General features: G+C 60.9%; 20 protein-coding genes. 13 read left to right on the top strand and 7 right to left on the bottom strand.

Annotated elements, in window-relative coordinates; genetic code table 11:
- The 9 genes from R1W00_RS06055 (at position 1) to aat (ending at position 7350) form a co-directional block, all read left to right on the top strand.
- Positions 1 to 1383, top strand: a complete 1383-nt coding sequence (locus tag R1W00_RS06055; RefSeq protein WP_317261833.1) for a DUF2927 domain-containing protein — start codon at positions 1 to 3, stop codon at positions 1381 to 1383.
- A complete protein-coding gene (locus R1W00_RS06050) occupies positions 1380 to 1547 on the top strand; it encodes an apolipoprotein acyltransferase (protein WP_317261832.1) in 168 nt (55 codons plus the stop codon). Before R1W00_RS06055 ends, R1W00_RS06050 begins: the two co-directional genes overlap by 4 nt.
- A gap of 3 nt (positions 1548 to 1550) precedes the next feature.
- The gene (locus R1W00_RS06045; protein WP_317261831.1) at positions 1551 to 2735 is read left to right on the top strand and encodes a VWA domain-containing protein; all 1185 of its coding nucleotides are present in this window, start codon (positions 1551 to 1553) and stop codon (positions 2733 to 2735) included.
- Positions 2736 to 2737: 2 nt separating this feature from the next.
- Entirely contained in the window at positions 2738 to 3097 is a 360-nt protein-coding gene (locus tag R1W00_RS06040) for a hypothetical protein (protein ID WP_317261830.1), read from the top strand.
- Positions 3094 to 3696: a DedA family protein gene (locus R1W00_RS06035; protein WP_317261829.1), complete on the top strand. Its 603-nt coding sequence runs from the start codon at positions 3094 to 3096 to the stop codon at positions 3694 to 3696. Before R1W00_RS06040 ends, R1W00_RS06035 begins: the two co-directional genes overlap by 4 nt.
- A 42-nt stretch (positions 3697 to 3738) precedes the next feature.
- On the top strand, positions 3739 to 4443 hold the full coding sequence (locus R1W00_RS06030) for a M48 family metallopeptidase (RefSeq protein ID WP_317261828.1): 705 nt from the start codon (positions 3739 to 3741) through the stop codon (positions 4441 to 4443).
- A 272-nt stretch (positions 4444 to 4715) separates the two neighbouring features.
- The gene (accB, locus tag R1W00_RS06025) at positions 4716 to 5207 is read left to right on the top strand and encodes an acetyl-CoA carboxylase biotin carboxyl carrier protein (RefSeq protein WP_317261827.1); all 492 of its coding nucleotides are present in this window, start codon (positions 4716 to 4718) and stop codon (positions 5205 to 5207) included.
- Positions 5208 to 5217: 10 nt separating this feature from the next.
- On the top strand, positions 5218 to 6564 hold the full coding sequence (gene accC, locus R1W00_RS06020; RefSeq protein ID WP_317261826.1) for an acetyl-CoA carboxylase biotin carboxylase subunit: 1347 nt from the start codon (positions 5218 to 5220) through the stop codon (positions 6562 to 6564).
- 141 nt (positions 6565 to 6705) lie between these two features.
- Positions 6706 to 7350 (top strand): leucyl/phenylalanyl-tRNA--protein transferase, encoded by a 645-nt coding sequence (aat, locus tag R1W00_RS06015; protein WP_317261825.1) that lies wholly within the window; start codon positions 6706 to 6708, stop codon positions 7348 to 7350.
- Here the strand turns inward: aat and R1W00_RS06010 are convergent.
- The 7 genes from R1W00_RS06010 to R1W00_RS05980 form a co-directional block, all read right to left on the bottom strand.
- On the bottom strand, positions 7314 to 7778 hold the full coding sequence (locus R1W00_RS06010) for a DUF2155 domain-containing protein (protein WP_317261824.1): 465 nt from the start codon (positions 7776 to 7778) through the stop codon (positions 7314 to 7316). The genes aat and R1W00_RS06010 overlap by 37 nt on opposite strands.
- Complete coding sequence (gene mlaD / locus R1W00_RS06005; protein ID WP_317261823.1) at positions 7778 to 8233, bottom strand: outer membrane lipid asymmetry maintenance protein MlaD; 456 nt, start codon at positions 8231 to 8233, stop codon at positions 7778 to 7780. The genes R1W00_RS06010 and mlaD overlap by 1 nt, the downstream gene beginning before the upstream one ends.
- 12 nt (positions 8234 to 8245) lie before the next feature.
- On the bottom strand, positions 8246 to 8629 hold the full coding sequence (locus R1W00_RS06000; RefSeq protein ID WP_317261822.1) for an NADH:ubiquinone oxidoreductase subunit NDUFA12: 384 nt from the start codon (positions 8627 to 8629) through the stop codon (positions 8246 to 8248).
- 87 nt (positions 8630 to 8716) lie between these two features.
- Positions 8717 to 9103 carry a RidA family protein gene (locus R1W00_RS05995; protein WP_317261821.1) on the bottom strand — a complete coding sequence of 129 codons (387 nt, stop codon included), beginning with the start codon at positions 9101 to 9103 and terminating at the stop codon, positions 8717 to 8719.
- A gap of 138 nt (positions 9104 to 9241) precedes the next feature.
- A complete protein-coding gene (clpX, locus tag R1W00_RS05990) occupies positions 9242 to 10510 on the bottom strand; it encodes an ATP-dependent Clp protease ATP-binding subunit ClpX (protein WP_317261820.1) in 1269 nt (422 codons plus the stop codon).
- A 137-nt stretch (positions 10511 to 10647) separates the two neighbouring features.
- Complete coding sequence (locus tag R1W00_RS05985) at positions 10648 to 11274, bottom strand: ATP-dependent Clp protease proteolytic subunit (protein WP_317261819.1); 627 nt, start codon at positions 11272 to 11274, stop codon at positions 10648 to 10650.
- A gap of 104 nt (positions 11275 to 11378) precedes the next feature.
- Positions 11379 to 11849, bottom strand: coding sequence for a MarR family winged helix-turn-helix transcriptional regulator (locus R1W00_RS05980; protein WP_410901528.1), 471 nt, complete (start codon positions 11847 to 11849; stop codon positions 11379 to 11381).
- 231 nt (positions 11850 to 12080) lie between these two features.
- Here R1W00_RS05980 and ectA point away from each other — a divergent pair, with 231 nt between their 5' ends.
- Genes ectA through R1W00_RS05960 form a run of 4 tightly spaced genes read left to right on the top strand, consistent with a single transcriptional unit; the run spans position 12081 to position 15793 of the window.
- Positions 12081 to 12611, top strand: coding sequence for a diaminobutyrate acetyltransferase (ectA, locus tag R1W00_RS05975; protein WP_317261817.1), 531 nt, complete (start codon positions 12081 to 12083; stop codon positions 12609 to 12611).
- A 43-nt stretch (positions 12612 to 12654) separates the two neighbouring features.
- Complete coding sequence (ectB, locus tag R1W00_RS05970; protein WP_317261816.1) at positions 12655 to 13941, top strand: diaminobutyrate--2-oxoglutarate transaminase; 1287 nt, start codon at positions 12655 to 12657, stop codon at positions 13939 to 13941.
- A gap of 9 nt (positions 13942 to 13950) precedes the next feature.
- Positions 13951 to 14334: an ectoine synthase gene (locus R1W00_RS05965; protein ID WP_317261815.1), complete on the top strand. Its 384-nt coding sequence runs from the start codon at positions 13951 to 13953 to the stop codon at positions 14332 to 14334.
- 37 nt (positions 14335 to 14371) lie between these two features.
- Positions 14372 to 15793, top strand: a complete 1422-nt coding sequence (locus R1W00_RS05960; protein ID WP_317261814.1) for an aspartate kinase — start codon at positions 14372 to 14374, stop codon at positions 15791 to 15793.
- Positions 15794 to 15883 lie beyond the last annotated feature (90 nt).

Genomic DNA, 15883 nt, shown 5'->3' with positions numbered 1-15883 from the left:
ATGCGGTTTATGATTGCTGTTGGGATTGCGGCCTTTCTCGCCGCCTGTACGCCGCAGACCAGTGCGCCCACGGCGACGCCGGAAACGACACGCGCCACGGCGGCCCTGCCCGATCTGCCCGCGATGCGCCGCTTTTCCAGCACGACCGCAACCGCACCTCAACGTCCCAACAGCGAAATCGCCGCCGATTTCATCGACCTCGCCTTTCAGATGGAAAGCGGTCGCCGCCTGTTGTTCCTAAGCCGCTTTAACACGCCCATCACCCTGCGCGTCACCGGCCCCGTTCCGGCAAGTGTCGGCCCCGACCTGTCGGCCCTGCTGTCGCGGTTCCGCCGTGAGGCGGGCATCGACATCACCCGCGTCTCGGCCAGCGCCGAGGCCAATATCAACATCGAAATGCTGCCGCAGGCGGAACTGCAACGTCTGGTCCCCCAAGCGGCCTGTTTCGTTGTGCCGCGCGTGACCTCGTGGAACGAATACAAACGCGAACGGCGCAGTGCGACGCTGGACTGGATCACCCTGCGCACCCGCGAAAAGGTGGCGATCTTTATCCCCAATGACACCAGCCCGCAGGAAATCCGCGACTGTCTGCACGAAGAGATCGCACAGGCGCTTGGCCCGCTGAACGACCTGTATCGCCTGCCCGACAGCGTCTTTAACGACGACAATTTCCACACGGTCCTGACCGGTTTTGACATGCTGATCCTGCGCGCGTTCTATGACCCCGCGCTGGCCCCCGGCATGACCCGGTCTGAGGTTGAGGCCCGTTTGCCCGGCATTCTGGCCCGCCTGAACCCCGCGGGTCAGCGTCGCACCGTCGACGCAGCCCCCCGCGCCACGACCCGCGACTGGATTGATCAGATCGAAACCGCGCTGGGACCGGGCACCGGCCATTCCCGCCGCATCCGCTCGGCCAAGTCGGCGGTGAATATCGCACAGGCCAACGGATGGGGCGACAACCGCCTTGGGTTCAGCCTGTTCGCGCTGGGGCGTCTGGAACTGGGCGAAGATGCCGATCTGGCGTTTCAGGCCTTTGTCGACGCGGGCAACATCTATGCCCAGAGCAGCGTGACCGAAATCCAAGAGGCCCATGTCGCCATGCATCTGGCGGCCTTTGCCCTGTCGGCGGGTCAGGCGGATTTGGCATTGCGGGTGGTGAACGCCCATCAGGGCACGGTGACACGGGCGCAAAATGCCGCGTTGCTGGCAACATTGTTGATGATCAAGGCCGAGGCGCTAGATGACCTCGGGCGCGCATCCGAGGCGCAATCGGTGCGTCTCGACAGTCTGGGCTGGGCACGATATGGGTTCGGCACAGAATTGCAGGTGCGCGGACGTTTGGCGGAAATCGCCGCGCTTAGCCCGGGGAGTGGGAATTCATGATCGTCATCGCAGGCCTGATTATCGGTTTGGTATTCGGTTTCATCCAAGGCAAACGCCGCAAGGGAACCGGTTTTGACATCGCCCATAACATGGCTGTTTATGCGATCGCCTTTGCCCTGCTCGGGATGGTTCTGACGGTGATCATCGACCGCTCGGTCGGATAAGGCATGTTTCTGCCCTTTTTCCAGACCCTGCGCGACGCCGGTATTCCGGTGTCTTTGCGCGAATATCTGGGGTTTCTGGAGGGGGTTCAGCGCGGTCTCGTCACCTATGACATCGACGGGTTCTACTATTTGGCCCGCACCGCCATGGTCAAGGATGAGCGCAACCTAGACCGGTTCGACCGCGCCTTTGCCCATGCGTTTCAGGGTCTGGAACAGATCACCCCGCAGGATGTGATGAACGCGGTCGATCTGCCCGAAGACTGGCTGCGCAAGATGGCGGAAAAGCATCTAAGCCCCGAAGAACGCGCCGAGATTGAGGCGCTGGGTGGCTTTGACAAGCTGATGGAAACCCTGCGCGAGCGTCTCAAGGAACAACAGGGGCGCCATCAGGGCGGCAACAAATGGATCGGCACGGCGGGCACCTCGCCCTTTGGTGCCTATGGCTATAACCCCGAGGGCGTCCGCATAGGTCAGGACGAAAGCCGCCACAAACGCGCGGTCAAGGTCTGGGACAAGCGCGAGTTTCGCAACCTCGACGACACGATCGAACTGGGCACGCGCAACATCAAGGTCGCGCTGAAACGTCTGCGCCGCTGGGCGCGGGATGGCGCGGCACAGGAACTGGACCTCGACGGCACGATCAAGGCCACCGCCGATCACGGATACCTCGACGTCAAAACACGGCCCGAACGGCGCAACGCGGTCAAGGTTCTGCTGTTTCTGGATGTGGGTGGCAGTATGGACCCCTATATCCGCTTGGTCGAAGAGCTGTTCTCGGCCGCACGGTCCGAGTTCAAGCATCTGGAATATTTCTACTTTCACAACTGCCTGTACGAGGGTGTCTGGCGCGACAACGCGCGCCGCTGGGATCAACAGACCGCGACATGGGACGTGCTGAACACCTATGGCAGCGACTACAAATGCATCTTCGTCGGGGACGCCAGCATGTCGCCCTATGAAATCGCCATCCCCGGCGGCGCGAATGAGCATTGGAACGAAGAAGCAGGCCAAGTTTGGTTAAATCGTGCGCGCGAAAAGTGGCCATCGCATCTTTGGCTGAACCCTGTGCAGGAACGCTATTGGGACTACACGCAATCCATTGGTATGATCCGTCAAATCTTTGAGGACAGGATGGTGCCAATGACATTGCAAGGGATCGAACGCGGCATGAAGGAACTGGGCCGATAGCCATGCGCCGTCCGCCGCGATCCGCGCTGGCCTATCTATGGGCGCGCCACCCGATTGCCTTGGCCGGATTCGTTCTGGCCACGCTGGCGGTTCTGATCCTCAGCTTTCGCTTGATCACCCACACCATCTATTGGGCCGACCCCGCCAAACGCGACCAGAGCATTCAGCCGTGGATGACGCCGCATTACGTGTCGATGTCGTGGGATGTGGACCCCGAGGTCGTGCTGAACGTCACCGGCCCCAAACCACCCAAGCGCCGCCCCAGCACGATTGACGATTACGCCGAGGCACTTGGCGTGCCGGTGTTTGATCTGATCCGAGATATTGATACGGCCATCGCCGCAGAACGGGCTGGCCCATGATCGAGGGTCTGATCGAGCTGGTGCCGCGCTACGGGCCGTTCATCCTTGCGCTGGGGACGTTCTTGTCCTGTCTGGCCCTACCGGTGCCCAGTTCCCTGTTGATGCTCAGCGCGGGGGGCTTCATCGCCAGCGGCGATATCTCCGCCATCACCGCGATCGGGGCCGCGTTCATCGGTGCGGTTCTGGGCGATCTGACGGGGTTTCACATCGGACAACGCGGCGCACGGATACTGGCGCGCCTGTCGGGAGGGCCGAAACGCGCGCGTCTGATGGCGCGGGCGCGCACCGCGCTGCGCCAACGCGGCACGCCCGCCGTCTTCCTAAGCCGCTGGTTGTTCAGCCCCCTTGGCCCCTATGTGAATTTCGCGGGGGGCGCGGCCGCCCTGCCCCTGATGCTGTTTGCGCGCGCCGCCATCGCGGGTGAGGCGGTTTGGGTTCTGACCTATACCGGCGCGGGCTATCTGTTTGCCGAGAACCTGATCTGGATCGGCACGGTTTTGTCGGATGTGACGGGTCTGTTGGCGGCGCTGGCGGTTTTGACGGTCTGCGCGCTGTGGCTGCGCACGGCCCTGCGCCACCGCCACGACCGTGAGACATGACGCACGGTTGCCACCGCCCCGCCGCGCCCCAATATTAGACGCATGTTAAAGCTGACCCCGATTCTGCTGGCCGTGCTCTATGGCCTGATCATGTACCGGTTTTCCGTCTGGCGGACGGGCCGCGAGCTGACCGCGAAATCAAGCCCCATGTCGGACCCGACCCTGCAGGGGTTGCTGGATCACATGGCGCGGGCCTTGGAGATCAAAACGATCCCCGTGCACATCTATGACATCGAACCGGTGAACGGCTTGGCCGCGCCGGACGGGCGGATTTTCATCACCCGTGGCTTTTACGACAAATACCGCGCGGGCATCGTCAGCGCGCCGGAAATGGCCAGCGTGATTGCGCATGAGCTGGGCCATGTGGCGCTGGGACATGCGCGGCGGCGGATGATCGACTTTTCGGGACAAAACGCGATGCGCGTGGCATTGGGCATGGTGTTGTCGCGGTTTCTGCCCGGAATCGGGGTCTATATCGCGAATGCGCTGGGATCGTTGATGGCGGCACGCCTGTCGCGTCAGGACGAATATGAGGCAGACGCCTATGCCACCGCTCTGTTGGTCAAATCCGGCATCGGGGCAGAGCCGCAAAAAACATTGTTCACCAAGCTGAACCGCCTGACCGGAAACACCTCGGGCAAGGCCCCCGTGGCGGCATGGTTGATGAGCCACCCCAAGACCGAGGACCGGATCGCCGCGATCGACGCCAACCTGCAAAAGTGGAACGCCGACACGATCGCAGACTAAAGCGCGCCCGAGCGGCACAAGGGTCCCGTTCACCGGATTTCAACGCCACGCCCTCAAAGGCCCGTTTTTTCTGAACAGCAGGCCGAACCCCGCCCCGCGTTTCAGACGATCCGCCCCGATTTGACGCGAATTTCGCACCAATTCCCCCCGTTTCATCACACGAAACCGTCAATGGATGCTTTTCTCTGCTGCTTTGGTCGCGTATAACCGGCCCGATCAAAAGGCGCGGATCCCACGAAAAACGTGGGCGCAAGAGCACCATCGAGGACGGTATGACCAAACATTCCCATGACGCGGATGTGGCCTTTATTCAGGCCCTGGCAGAATTGCTGCGTGAAAACGACCTGACCGAGCTACAGGTAAAACGTGAATACGCCGAAGACGACAGTCTGGACGTGCGTGTCTCGCGTGCGGCCCCGGCACCGGTCGCCGCCCCTGCCGCCGCAGCCCCCGTTGCGGTTGCGGCCCCCGCTGCAGCGCCCGCCGCTGCTCCGGCAGCCGCCGAGACACCCGAAGATCCCGCACAACTGCCCGGCGCGGTGACCTCGCCCATGGTTGGCACGGCCTATCTACAGCCCGAGCCCGGCGCGAAATCCTTTGTTGCCGTGGGTGACAAGGTGGCCGAGGGCCAGACGATCCTGATCGTCGAGGCGATGAAGACCATGAACCACATCCCCGCCCCCCATGCCGGCACGGTCAAGCGCATCTTCATCGAGGATGGCACCCCTGTCGAATTCGGCGCCCCTCTGATGATCATCGAATAAGGGGCCTCCCATGTTCGAGAAAATCCTGATTGCCAACCGCGGCGAGATCGCCCTGCGCGTCATCCGCGCCTGTCGTGAGATGGGCATCAAATCGGTTGCGGTGCATTCAACCGCCGATGCCGACGCGATGCACGTGCGTATGGCGGATGAGGCCGTTTGCATCGGCCCGCCCTCGGGCACGCAATCCTATCTGTCGATTCCGGCGATTGTGTCGGCCTGTGAAATCACCGGCGCGGATGCGATTCACCCCGGCTATGGGTTCCTGTCCGAGAACGCCAGTTTCGTTCAGATCCTAGAAGATCACGACATCACCTTTATCGGCCCCTCGGCGGAACATATCCGCCAGATGGGCGATAAGATCACCGCCAAAGACACCGCCAAGGCGCTGGGTATTCCGGTTGTACCGGGCTCGGACGGGGGTGTGCCCGACGTCGAGACCGCCAAACGCGTGGCCGCCGACATGGGCTATCCGGTGATCATCAAGGCGACCGCCGGTGGTGGTGGCCGTGGCATGAAGGTCGCCACGACCGAGGCCGATCTGGAAACCGCCTTCCAAACGGCCCGCAGCGAAGCCAAAGCCGCTTTCGGGAATGACGAAGTGTACATGGAGAAGTACCTCCAGAAGCCGCGTCACATCGAAATTCAGGTGTTTGGCGACGGCCAAGGCGGTGGCGTCCATCTGGGCGAGCGCGACTGCTCGCTACAGCGTCGTCACCAGAAGGTCTTTGAAGAGGCCCCCGGCCCCTGCATCACCCCCGAAGAGCGTGAGCGCATCGGCACCATCTGTGCCAACGCCATCGCCGAAATGGGCTATCGCGGCGCGGGGACGATCGAATTCCTCTATGAGGATGGCGAGTTCTATTTCATCGAAATGAACACCCGTCTGCAGGTGGAACACCCCGTCACCGAAGGCATCTTTGGCGTCGATCTGGTGCGCGAACAAATCCGCGTGGCCGAGGGCATGAAGATGTCCTTTGCCCAAGAGGACCTGCAACTGTCGGGTCACGCGATTGAGGTGCGTATCAACGCCGAGCGTCTGCCGTCCTTCACCCCCTGCCCCGGCAAGATCACGGCGTTCCATGCGCCCGGCGGTCTGGGTGTGCGGATGGATTCGGCGCTGTATGACGGCTATTCAATCCCGCCCTATTACGACAGCCTGATCGGCAAACTGATCGTGCACGGTCGCGACCGTCGTGAGGCGCTGGCCCGTCTAGAGCGTGCCTTGGGTGAGCTGATCGTCGACGGTATCGACACCACGATCCCGCTCTTCCATGCGCTCTTGGCCGAGGAAGACGTCCAGACAGGGAACTACAACATTCACTGGCTGGAAAAATGGCTGGAGACCTATCAGGGCTAAACGCCTGAGGTTTTCAAACCGGTTATTGCACAGGCGTCCGTCCATCGGACGCCTGTTTTTTTGACCACACCGACAAAGGTATGCCCCCTGTCGTCAAACAATTGGCTTGCTCCAATCGGGCCATAGCCCCACATCTGAACCATGCGCGATTTTACCCTGACCCCTGAAATTTTGCTGAACGCCTATGCGTCCGGAATTTTCCCCATGGCGGAGTCGCGCGACGATCCGGACCTGTTCTGGGTCGACCCGCGCGAACGCGGCATCATCCCCATCGGCGGGTTTCACATGTCCCGCAGCCTGCGCCGCCAGATCACCCGCATGCCGCATGAGGTGCGGTTCGATACGGCGTTCGCGGACGTGGTGGACGCCTGTGCCGACCGGCCCGAGACATGGATCAACGATCTGATCTTTGACCTCTACACCGACCTGTTTGCCGCCGGTTTCGCCCACAGCGTTGAGGTCTATGACGCCAATGGCAAACTGTTTGGCGGGGTCTACGGGGTCGCGCTGGGGCGGGCGTTCTTTGGCGAGAGCATGTTTTCGCGCCAAACAGGCGGGTCGAAAATCGCGCTGGCCTATTTGATGGATCGGTTGGAACGGGCGGGATACGACCTGTTTGATACGCAGTTCCTGACCGATCACCTTGCCACGCTGGGCGGGATCGAAATCCCGCGCGCAGACTATAAGGCGCGTTTGGCCGATGCGTTAGAGGATGTTGCCGATTTCCATGGGGTCGACACCCCGACGCCTCAGGCGTTGGTGCAACGGATGACCCAGACGTCGTAACGCGGGTGGTCCAGCGCGCTCAGCGCGGGGCTGGACGCGATCATCCAACCGGCAAAGGCCACGTCGCCCTCACCAACATTGGTGACCGTCAGATAGGCGAACGCGTCACTGGCCGGATCATCGGTCGGAAAGCGGCATTCGCCAAGGGCGATCTCAATGCGCTGGTAGCCGGTCTTGGTGTTGTTGGGCAGATCAATCTCGGCCACCTGACCCGACACACGGTCCAGAACGCGGATCACCGCGCCGGTGCCCGTGGACACCTCAACCTGTGTTTCTTCGGTGACGAATTCATCCTGCGGAAGAGGCGAATATTCCAACGTCGGTTCGCTCTGGTCGATAGGCGGCAGCGGTTCGACCGTGATGTCTTGGGCCCACGCGGCCCCCGCCATCACACCCGCAACCACGGTCCCGCACAGCGCGCCGCGCATCAGCTATCCCCCGCCGCCGCGCCAACGAATTTCGTCAGCAACTCGATCAAGCCGACGGCCCCTTGGGTGTCGATGATCTCTTCTCCGGGTTCCAGATTGATGGGCGACCCACCGGGAACGATTTCGATGAAGTTCCCGCCCAGCAAGCCCTCGGACGCGACGATGATACCGCTGTCGTCGGGCAACAGGATGTCGTCCTGCACCGTAAAGGTCGTATCCGCGCGAAATGTCGTGGGGTTCAGATCCAGACCGGTGACGGTGCCGATTTTGACACCCGCCATGCGCACATCGGTGCCCACGGCGATCCCTTGGACCGAGCGGAACGACGCGCCCAGCTCGTACACACCGCTGGGGGTGCTGCCGACGCCGGTCGCGTTCACGACGTAAAACAAAAAGCCCGCAGCCGCCGCCAATACGGCACCGCCTACAGCCACCTCTGTCGCGTTTTCAGCCATCGAAACGGGCCCTTATTCCGGCTGCCAAGCCTCGTAATCGCGGCGTTCCACCGGATCGGGACGACGCAGCGAGCCCGCAGGCGCATAGGCCAGCGCGGTACCGGTCAGGTTCTCGGAATGGGGTTGTTCCCACGACTTGTGCGCAAGGGGCGCCTCGGTCGGGGGTTGGTCGTAGGTGTGGTGCAGCCAGCCATGCCAATCGGCGCTGATGCGGCTTGCCTCGACCTCACCGTTGTAGATCACCCAACGGCGGCCACCGTCGCGGGTCGTGTAATAGACATTGCCCTGATCGTCCTCACCGACTTTGACGCCTTTGCGCGCGGTGAAGATTTGGGTGCCGATGGTCTGGCCGTTCCACCAGGTCACCAGACGAAGAAGACCATTCACAATGCCCATGAAACCCTCCGGTAGCTATCCCATTCCATATGGACCATTGACGCGCCAAGGTCCAGTGCCAAGGCGCGCACAATGGGCCAGATCGGCTTATTCCTGCGTCTGGCGCGCGGTCACTTCGATCTCGATCTTCATTTCGGGGTCCAGCAGCGGGCAGGAAATCATCGTCGCCGCCGGACGGATCTCGCCAAAGAATTCCTGCAGCACGGGGAAACAGGCCTCAAAATCTTTCCCCTCGGGCAGGATATAGGTCACGCGAACGACGTCCTCCATCCGTGCCCCGCCCTGTTCCAGCGCGCCTTTGATCGTGTTCAGCGCATTGCGGCACTGATCCGCAACATCGGCGGGCATGGTCATGGTGTCATAGTCATAGCCCGTGGTGCCCGACACGAACACCCAGCCATCTTGAACCACGGCACGGGAATAGCCGATCTTGGCTTCAAACGGGGAACCGGACGAAATCAATTTGCGCGACATGGTGTGTCCTCTCTGAACGCGTGTTTTTCCCCATGTGCATCGGGTCCGTGTCCGCGTCCAGATCAAATCGGCAGGGCCAAGAAAAAACCCCGCCGGCGATGCGCGCGGCGGGGTTTTCGATGTCGTCTCAGCGCGGACTTAGCTGGCGCTGGCGTTTTCTTTTTTCTCGCTGTCGCCGTAGATCATCAGCGGGTTGGCGTCGGAAGTGACGGCCTCTTCGTTGACGACGACCTCGGTCACCTCTTCCATGCCCGGCAGGTCGAACATCGTGTCCAGCAGGATGTCTTCCATGATCGAGCGCAGGCCACGTGCACCGGTCTTGCGTTCGATGGCGCGTTTGGCAATCGCCATCAAGGCATCGTCGGTAAAGGTCAGCGTGGTGTCTTCGAGTTCGAACAGGCGCTGGTACTGTTTGACCAGAGCGTTCTTCGGCTGGGTCAGGATGGTGACCAGAGCGTCCTCATCCAGATCCTGCAGCGTGGCAATCACGGGCAGACGACCGACGAATTCGGGGATCAGACCGAATTTCAGCAGATCCTCGGGCTCAAGCTCATTGAACATCTCGCCCACGCCGCGGGTGTCGTTTTCCTTGACCTCGGCACCAAAGCCGATGGCCGACCCTTTACCGCGCTGCGCGATGATCTTTTCCAGACCGGCAAATGCGCCGCCACAGATGAACAGGATGTTGGTCGTGTCGACCTGCAGGAATTCCTGTTGCGGGTGCTTGCGGCCACCTTGGGGCGGAACGCTTGCGACCGTGCCTTCCATGATCTTCAGCAGGGCCTGCTGAACGCCCTCGCCCGACACGTCGCGGGTGATCGAGGGGTTGTCGGATTTGCGCGTGATCTTGTCGACCTCGTCGATATAGACGATGCCGCGTTGGGCGCGTTCGACGTTATATTCGCTGGCCTGCAGCAGTTTCAGGATGATGTTCTCAACGTCCTCACCGACATAGCCGGCCTCGGTCAGAGTGGTGGCATCGGCCATGGTAAACGGCACATCCAGAATACGCGCCAGCGTCTGCGCCAGCAGCGTCTTACCGCAACCGGTCGGACCGATCAGCATGATGTTGGATTTCGCCAGCTCAATCTCACCGGATTTCGACGCGTGGTTCAGGCGTTTATAGTGGTTGTGCACCGCCACCGACAGAACCCGTTTCGCATGGGCCTGACCGATCACGTAATCGTCCAGAACCTCACAGATTTCTTTGGGGGTCGGCACACCGTCCGAGGATTTCAGAGCCGAGGATTTGGTCTCTTCACGGATGATATCCATGCACAGTTCCACGCATTCATCACAGATGAAAACGGTGGGACCGGCGATCAGTTTGCGAACCTCGTGTTGGCTCTTGCCGCAAAAGGAGCAGTAGAGCGTGTTTTTCGAGTCGCTGCCGGAAGTGTTCGCCATGATAATCCTCTAAGGCTGTGCCCCGCCGTTTTACGGGGCCCGCCCTGTCCTGAACGTGTGTTACACCTCCAGCCTAGGGCAGAGATTTTGCGGGCACAACGCCAAAATCACGCGTTGTGCCCAAGTTCAGTTCACGCTTATGCGCCTTCGTCGCCTTTGACGCGATTTTCGACGATCTCGTCGATCAGACCCCAGTCTTTGGCCTGTTCGGGATCCATAAAGTTGTCGCGTTCCAGAGCGTCGACCACCTCTTTCATTTTGCGGCCGGTGTGTTTGACATAGATCGAGTTCAACCGATCCTTCAGCTTTTGCGTCTCTTGGGCGTGGATCATGATATCCGTCGCCTGACCCTGATAGCCGCCCGAGGGCTGGTGCACCATGATACGCGAGTTCGGCAGCGAGAAGCGCATGCCGGATTCACCCGCCGCCAGCAAGAGCGAGCCCATCGACGCCGCCTGCCCGACAACAAGGGTCGAGACCTTGGGCTTGATGTATTGCATCGTGTCATAGATCGACAGACCGGATGTCACGACGCCGCCAGGGCTGTTGATGTACATCGAGATTTCCTTGGACGGGTTCTCCGCCTCTAGGTGCAACAACTGTGCCACGATCAGGCTGGCCATGCCGTCATGCACGGGGCCGGTTACAAAGATGATACGCTCTTTCAGAAGGCGCGAGAAAATGTCATAGGCCCGTTCCCCGCGCGAGGTCTGTTCGACCACCATGGGGACAAGGTTCATATACGTTTCAATAGGATCGTTCATGTGTGCCTGCCTGTTGCTTTGGGCATCCTAAGCCCGAGAAACCAAAAAGAGTCTTAGGGCTGCGTCCGCCGACCTTCAAGGGGCGACGGGCGCGGCCGATGGTACTAGCGCTTGATATCGCCGTGATCGAGAACCGGCGACGCGTCGATGTCGCCTGCGTTCAATAGCCCCGCCACACGTTCCAGGGCGGCCACGATCATGGCCTGCTCCCAATCGGGTAGACGGTTGAATTCTTTGATATAACGCTCTTGCAACGGATCGGGTGCGCGGTCGATGGCCTCGCGCCCCGCCGTGGTGATGAACAGGTTCATCTGCCGCCGGTCGGTTTCCGAGCGCTGACGCTCAACCAACCCCTTGGCCACCATCCGGTCAATCAGCGTGGTGATCGTCGCCTGCGACACCCCCATGCGCGAGGACAGCGCCTTGGGCGTGGTGTGGTCCGTTTCGGCCAGAACCTGCAACACGCGGATTTGCACCGCGGTCAGTCCCGCAGCCTTGGCCAGTTCGCGGCCATAAATCTCGGTCGCGCGTAAAATCCGGCGCAGGGCGATCAGGCTGACATCCGTTCTGTTCACAAGGTCCTCATGCATTTTTCTATGGTCCAGTGAACCGGTAATCGCGCGCCCCTGCAACCAGATATTTCGTCAGCCAAACAAAGCACCATTAACCTTTCCTGACAGGAAAATAATTGTATTACTAATGATTTTTACCCTATTTTTGATGATTTTATGAATTTTTACTTAGGTTGTTGAAATTTTGTAAGACTAAGTATATATCCCCCAACGAACGGAAAAGAGGAAGAGATCATGCAGCCAGCCAAACCATCGTCCCGTGGACCCATTTCCTTTCGTCAGCCCGTACGCGGCGACGGCGAAGCGATTTGGAACCTTGTGGCCGACTGTGCGCCGCTGGATCGTAACTCGATGTACTGCAATCTCCTGCAATGCGATCATTTCGCCGACACCTGCGTCGTGGCCGAGCAAGACGGCCAGATCGTCGGCTGGATTTCGGGCTATATCGTCCCTGACGATCCCGAGACCCTGTTTGTGTGGCAGGTCGCTGTGTCCTCGGCCGCACGGGGTCAGGGTCTGGGGCGGCGGATGCTGCGCCACATCGTGGACCGCGAGGTCTGCGCCGATGTCAGCCGCATGCAAACCACGATCACGCGTGACAATGACGCGTCGTGGGGTCTCTTCCGTGCCTTTGCCAATTCCATCGGGGGCCGCCTCAGCGATGAGCTGCACTTTTGCCGCGAGCGCCACTTTGGCGGCGCGCATGACAGCGAACACATGGTGACCATCACGCTTGATAACGCGGTGACGGCCAAAGCCGCCTAACCCCGCCCCCATTTATCCAAGATTTCACAAGCAAGGACTTGTTATGACGACTGTATCGACAGGCGACACCACTATTTTTGAAACCCGCGAATCCGAGGTCCGCTCGTACTGCCGCGCGTTTGACACCGTTTTCACCACCGCGACGGGCAGCACGCTGCGCGACACGGAAGGCCGCGAATACATCGACTTTCTGTCGGGGTGTTCGTCCCTGAACTATGGGCACAACGATCCGGACATGAAAATGGCCCTGATCGAGCATATTGCCGGCGACGGCATCACCCATGCTCTGGACATGTACACCGACGCCAAAGCCGCGTTCCTGAGCACGTTTGAGGACCTGATCCTGAAACCGCGTGACATGGACCACAAGGTGATGATGACCGGCCCGACCGGCACCAACGCGGTTGAGGCCGCCCTGAAACTGGCGCGCAAGGTCACGGGCCGCCAGAACGTCGTCGCCTTTACCAACGGGTTTCACGGCATGACGCTTGGCTCGCTGGCGCTGACCGGTAACTCGGGCAAGCGCGGCGGCAGTGGCGTGCCCCTTGGCAACGTCACCCACCTGCCGTTCGAGGGCGCATTCGGCCCCGATGTCGACACCCTGCCGATCATCGAAGAAATGCTGGGCAACCCGTCCTCGGGCATGGACGCCCCTGCCGCGTTCATCGTCGAACTGATCCAAGGCGAAGGCGGTCTGAACGCCGCTACGCCCGCATGGGTTCAGGGCATTGCAGCCCTCGCTAAGAAACATGGCGCCCTGCTGATCGTGGACGACATCCAAGCCGGACTGGGCCGCAGCGGCAGCTTCTTCAGCTTTGACCAGATGGGGGTTGAACCCGACATGGTCACGCTGGCGAAATCACTGTCAGGCTTTGGCCTGCCCTTTGCGGCGCTGTTGCTGAAACCGGAACTGGATATCTGGTCGCCCGCCGAACACAACGGCACCTTCCGCGGCAACACCCATGCCTTTGTGACCGCGCGCGTCGCGCTGGAAAAATTCTGGTCCGACGACCGGTTCCGCAACCAGATCGCATTGAAGAGCCAAGTGCTCGAAGAGCGCCTGAACGCGATTGCCGCCCGCATCCCCGGCGCGACCCTGAAGGGCCGTGCGATGATGCAGGGTGTCGACGTCGGTTCGGGCGAACTGGCCGGTCTGATTTGTGCCGAATGTTTCGACAACGGCCTTATCATCGAAACCTCGGGCGCCCATGATGAGGTGGTCAAGGTTCTGGCCCCGCTGACCACGCCGATGGAACAATTCAAAGAAGGACTGCAGATTCTGGAACGCGCCGTGGACACCGTCCTGCCCCAGAAAATCGCAGCAGAATAAGAGAAGACTATGATTATTCGCGACTTTAACGAACTGAAGAACACCGACCGCGCCGTATCGGATGCGCAATGGACGTCCGTGCGGATGCTACTGGCCGACGACAAGATGGGGTTTTCGTTCCACATCACGACGCTGGCCGCCGGATCGGAACACACGTTCCATTACAAGCACCACTTTGAGAGCGTCTATTGCATGTCCGGCACCGGCTCGATCACCGATCTGGCCACCGGCGAGACCCACGATATCCGCCCCGGTGTGATGTATGCCCTGAACCTGCATGACCATCACACCCTGCGCGCGGATGAGGAACTGGTCATGGCGTGCTGCTTTAACCCGCCTGTGACGGGAACCGAAGTGCACCAAGAAGACGGCTCTTACGCCCCTGCGGATTAATAGAGGACGCCCCCTGAACACAGGGCGGCGAAACCATGTGACACATACTGTCGAAAAAATCGGCGGCACTTCGATGAGCCGCCTCGTGGAGCTGCGCGACACGCTGTTCCTGAACCGTGATGCCGATACCCCTTATGGCCGCATTTTTGTGGTCTCGGCCTTTGGCGGGATCACCGACCTGCTGCTTGAGCATAAGAAAACCGGCACGCCTGGTGTCTATGCCCTGTTCCGTGATGGCGCAGAGGCGGGTGACTGGCGCGCGGCGCTGGACGCTGTGGCCGCGACGATGATCGAAACGCACAGCGCGATCCTGACCGACGAGGGCGACATCCAACGGGCAAGCGCCTTTGTCACCGACCGCGTGGCGGGTCTGCGCGATTGCCTGGACGATTTCGAACGCCTGCGCGCCCACGGACATTTCCGTCTGGACGATCAGTTCAAGCTGGTGCGCGAAATGCTGTCCGGTCTGGGTGAGGCGCATTCGGCCTTTGTGGCGTCGCTCTATCTGGGCGACGCGGGCCTCAGCACGCGGTTCGTCGATCTGTCGGGCTGGGACAACGGGCCGGACCTGACGCTGGATCAACGCATTCAGGCGGCCCTGTCGGGTGTCGATCCCGCGCGAGAATTGCCCATCGTCACCGGCTATACCAAATGCCGTCGCGGGCTGATGACCGAGTTTGACCGCGGCTATTCCGAGGTGACATTCGCCAAAATCGCCGTGCACAGCGCCGCGTCCGAGGCGATCATCCACAAGGAATTCCACCTGTCCTCGGCCGATCCCAAACTGGTCGGCACGGATGCGGTGCACACGATTGGCCACACGAATTATGACGTCGCGGATCAGCTGTCGAACATGGGGATGGAGGCGATCCACCCCAAGGCGGCCAAGATGCTGCGTCAGGCGGGCATCCCCCTGCGGGTGACCAACGCGTTTGACCATGGCAACCCGGGCACCGTCATTGACGACACCCCTGCCCCCGCCCCGCGCGTGGATATGGTGACGGGTCTGAATGTGCAGGCGCTTGAACTGTTCGAACCGGATATGGTCGGCGTCAAAGGCTATGATGCGGCGCTGCTGGATATCCTGACGCGCCATGACGTGCGCATTGTCGCCAAGACCTCGAACGCCAATACGATCACCCACTATGTCGACAGCACGCCCGAACGTCTGGCCCGTGTCGAACAAGACATCGTCGCCCAATTCCCCGGCGCGAATTTCAGCCAGAGCGAACTGGCCGTGGTCGCCGTGATCGGGCGTGACCTTGGCGGGTTGCGTGTTCTGACCCGTGGTCTGGTGGCGCTGGAAACGGCGGATGTGGTGCCGGTGGCCGTGCAACAGACCACCCGCAACGTGGACGCCCAGTTCATCGTGCCCCGCACGGACAAGGACCGCGCGATCACCGCGCTGCACGAAACACTGGTCGAACAGGCGCGCGCGCCCCTGCGTCGCGCGGCATGATCTGACACAAAGCTTGCGCATTTGTTATCAAACGCCCCCGCCAAACGGATTTTTTCTGTGGCGGGGGCGTTCCTTTTTCGGTCAATATCG

Origin of the sequence: Rhodovulum sp. FJ3 (assembly GCF_032918305.1) — a bacterium.
In the GTDB taxonomy this organism is placed as follows: Bacteria; Pseudomonadota; Alphaproteobacteria; order Rhodobacterales; family Rhodobacteraceae; genus SAT37.
Note: the sequence above shows the minus strand (reverse complement) of the source record. Positions and strands in the feature narration are given on the sequence as shown.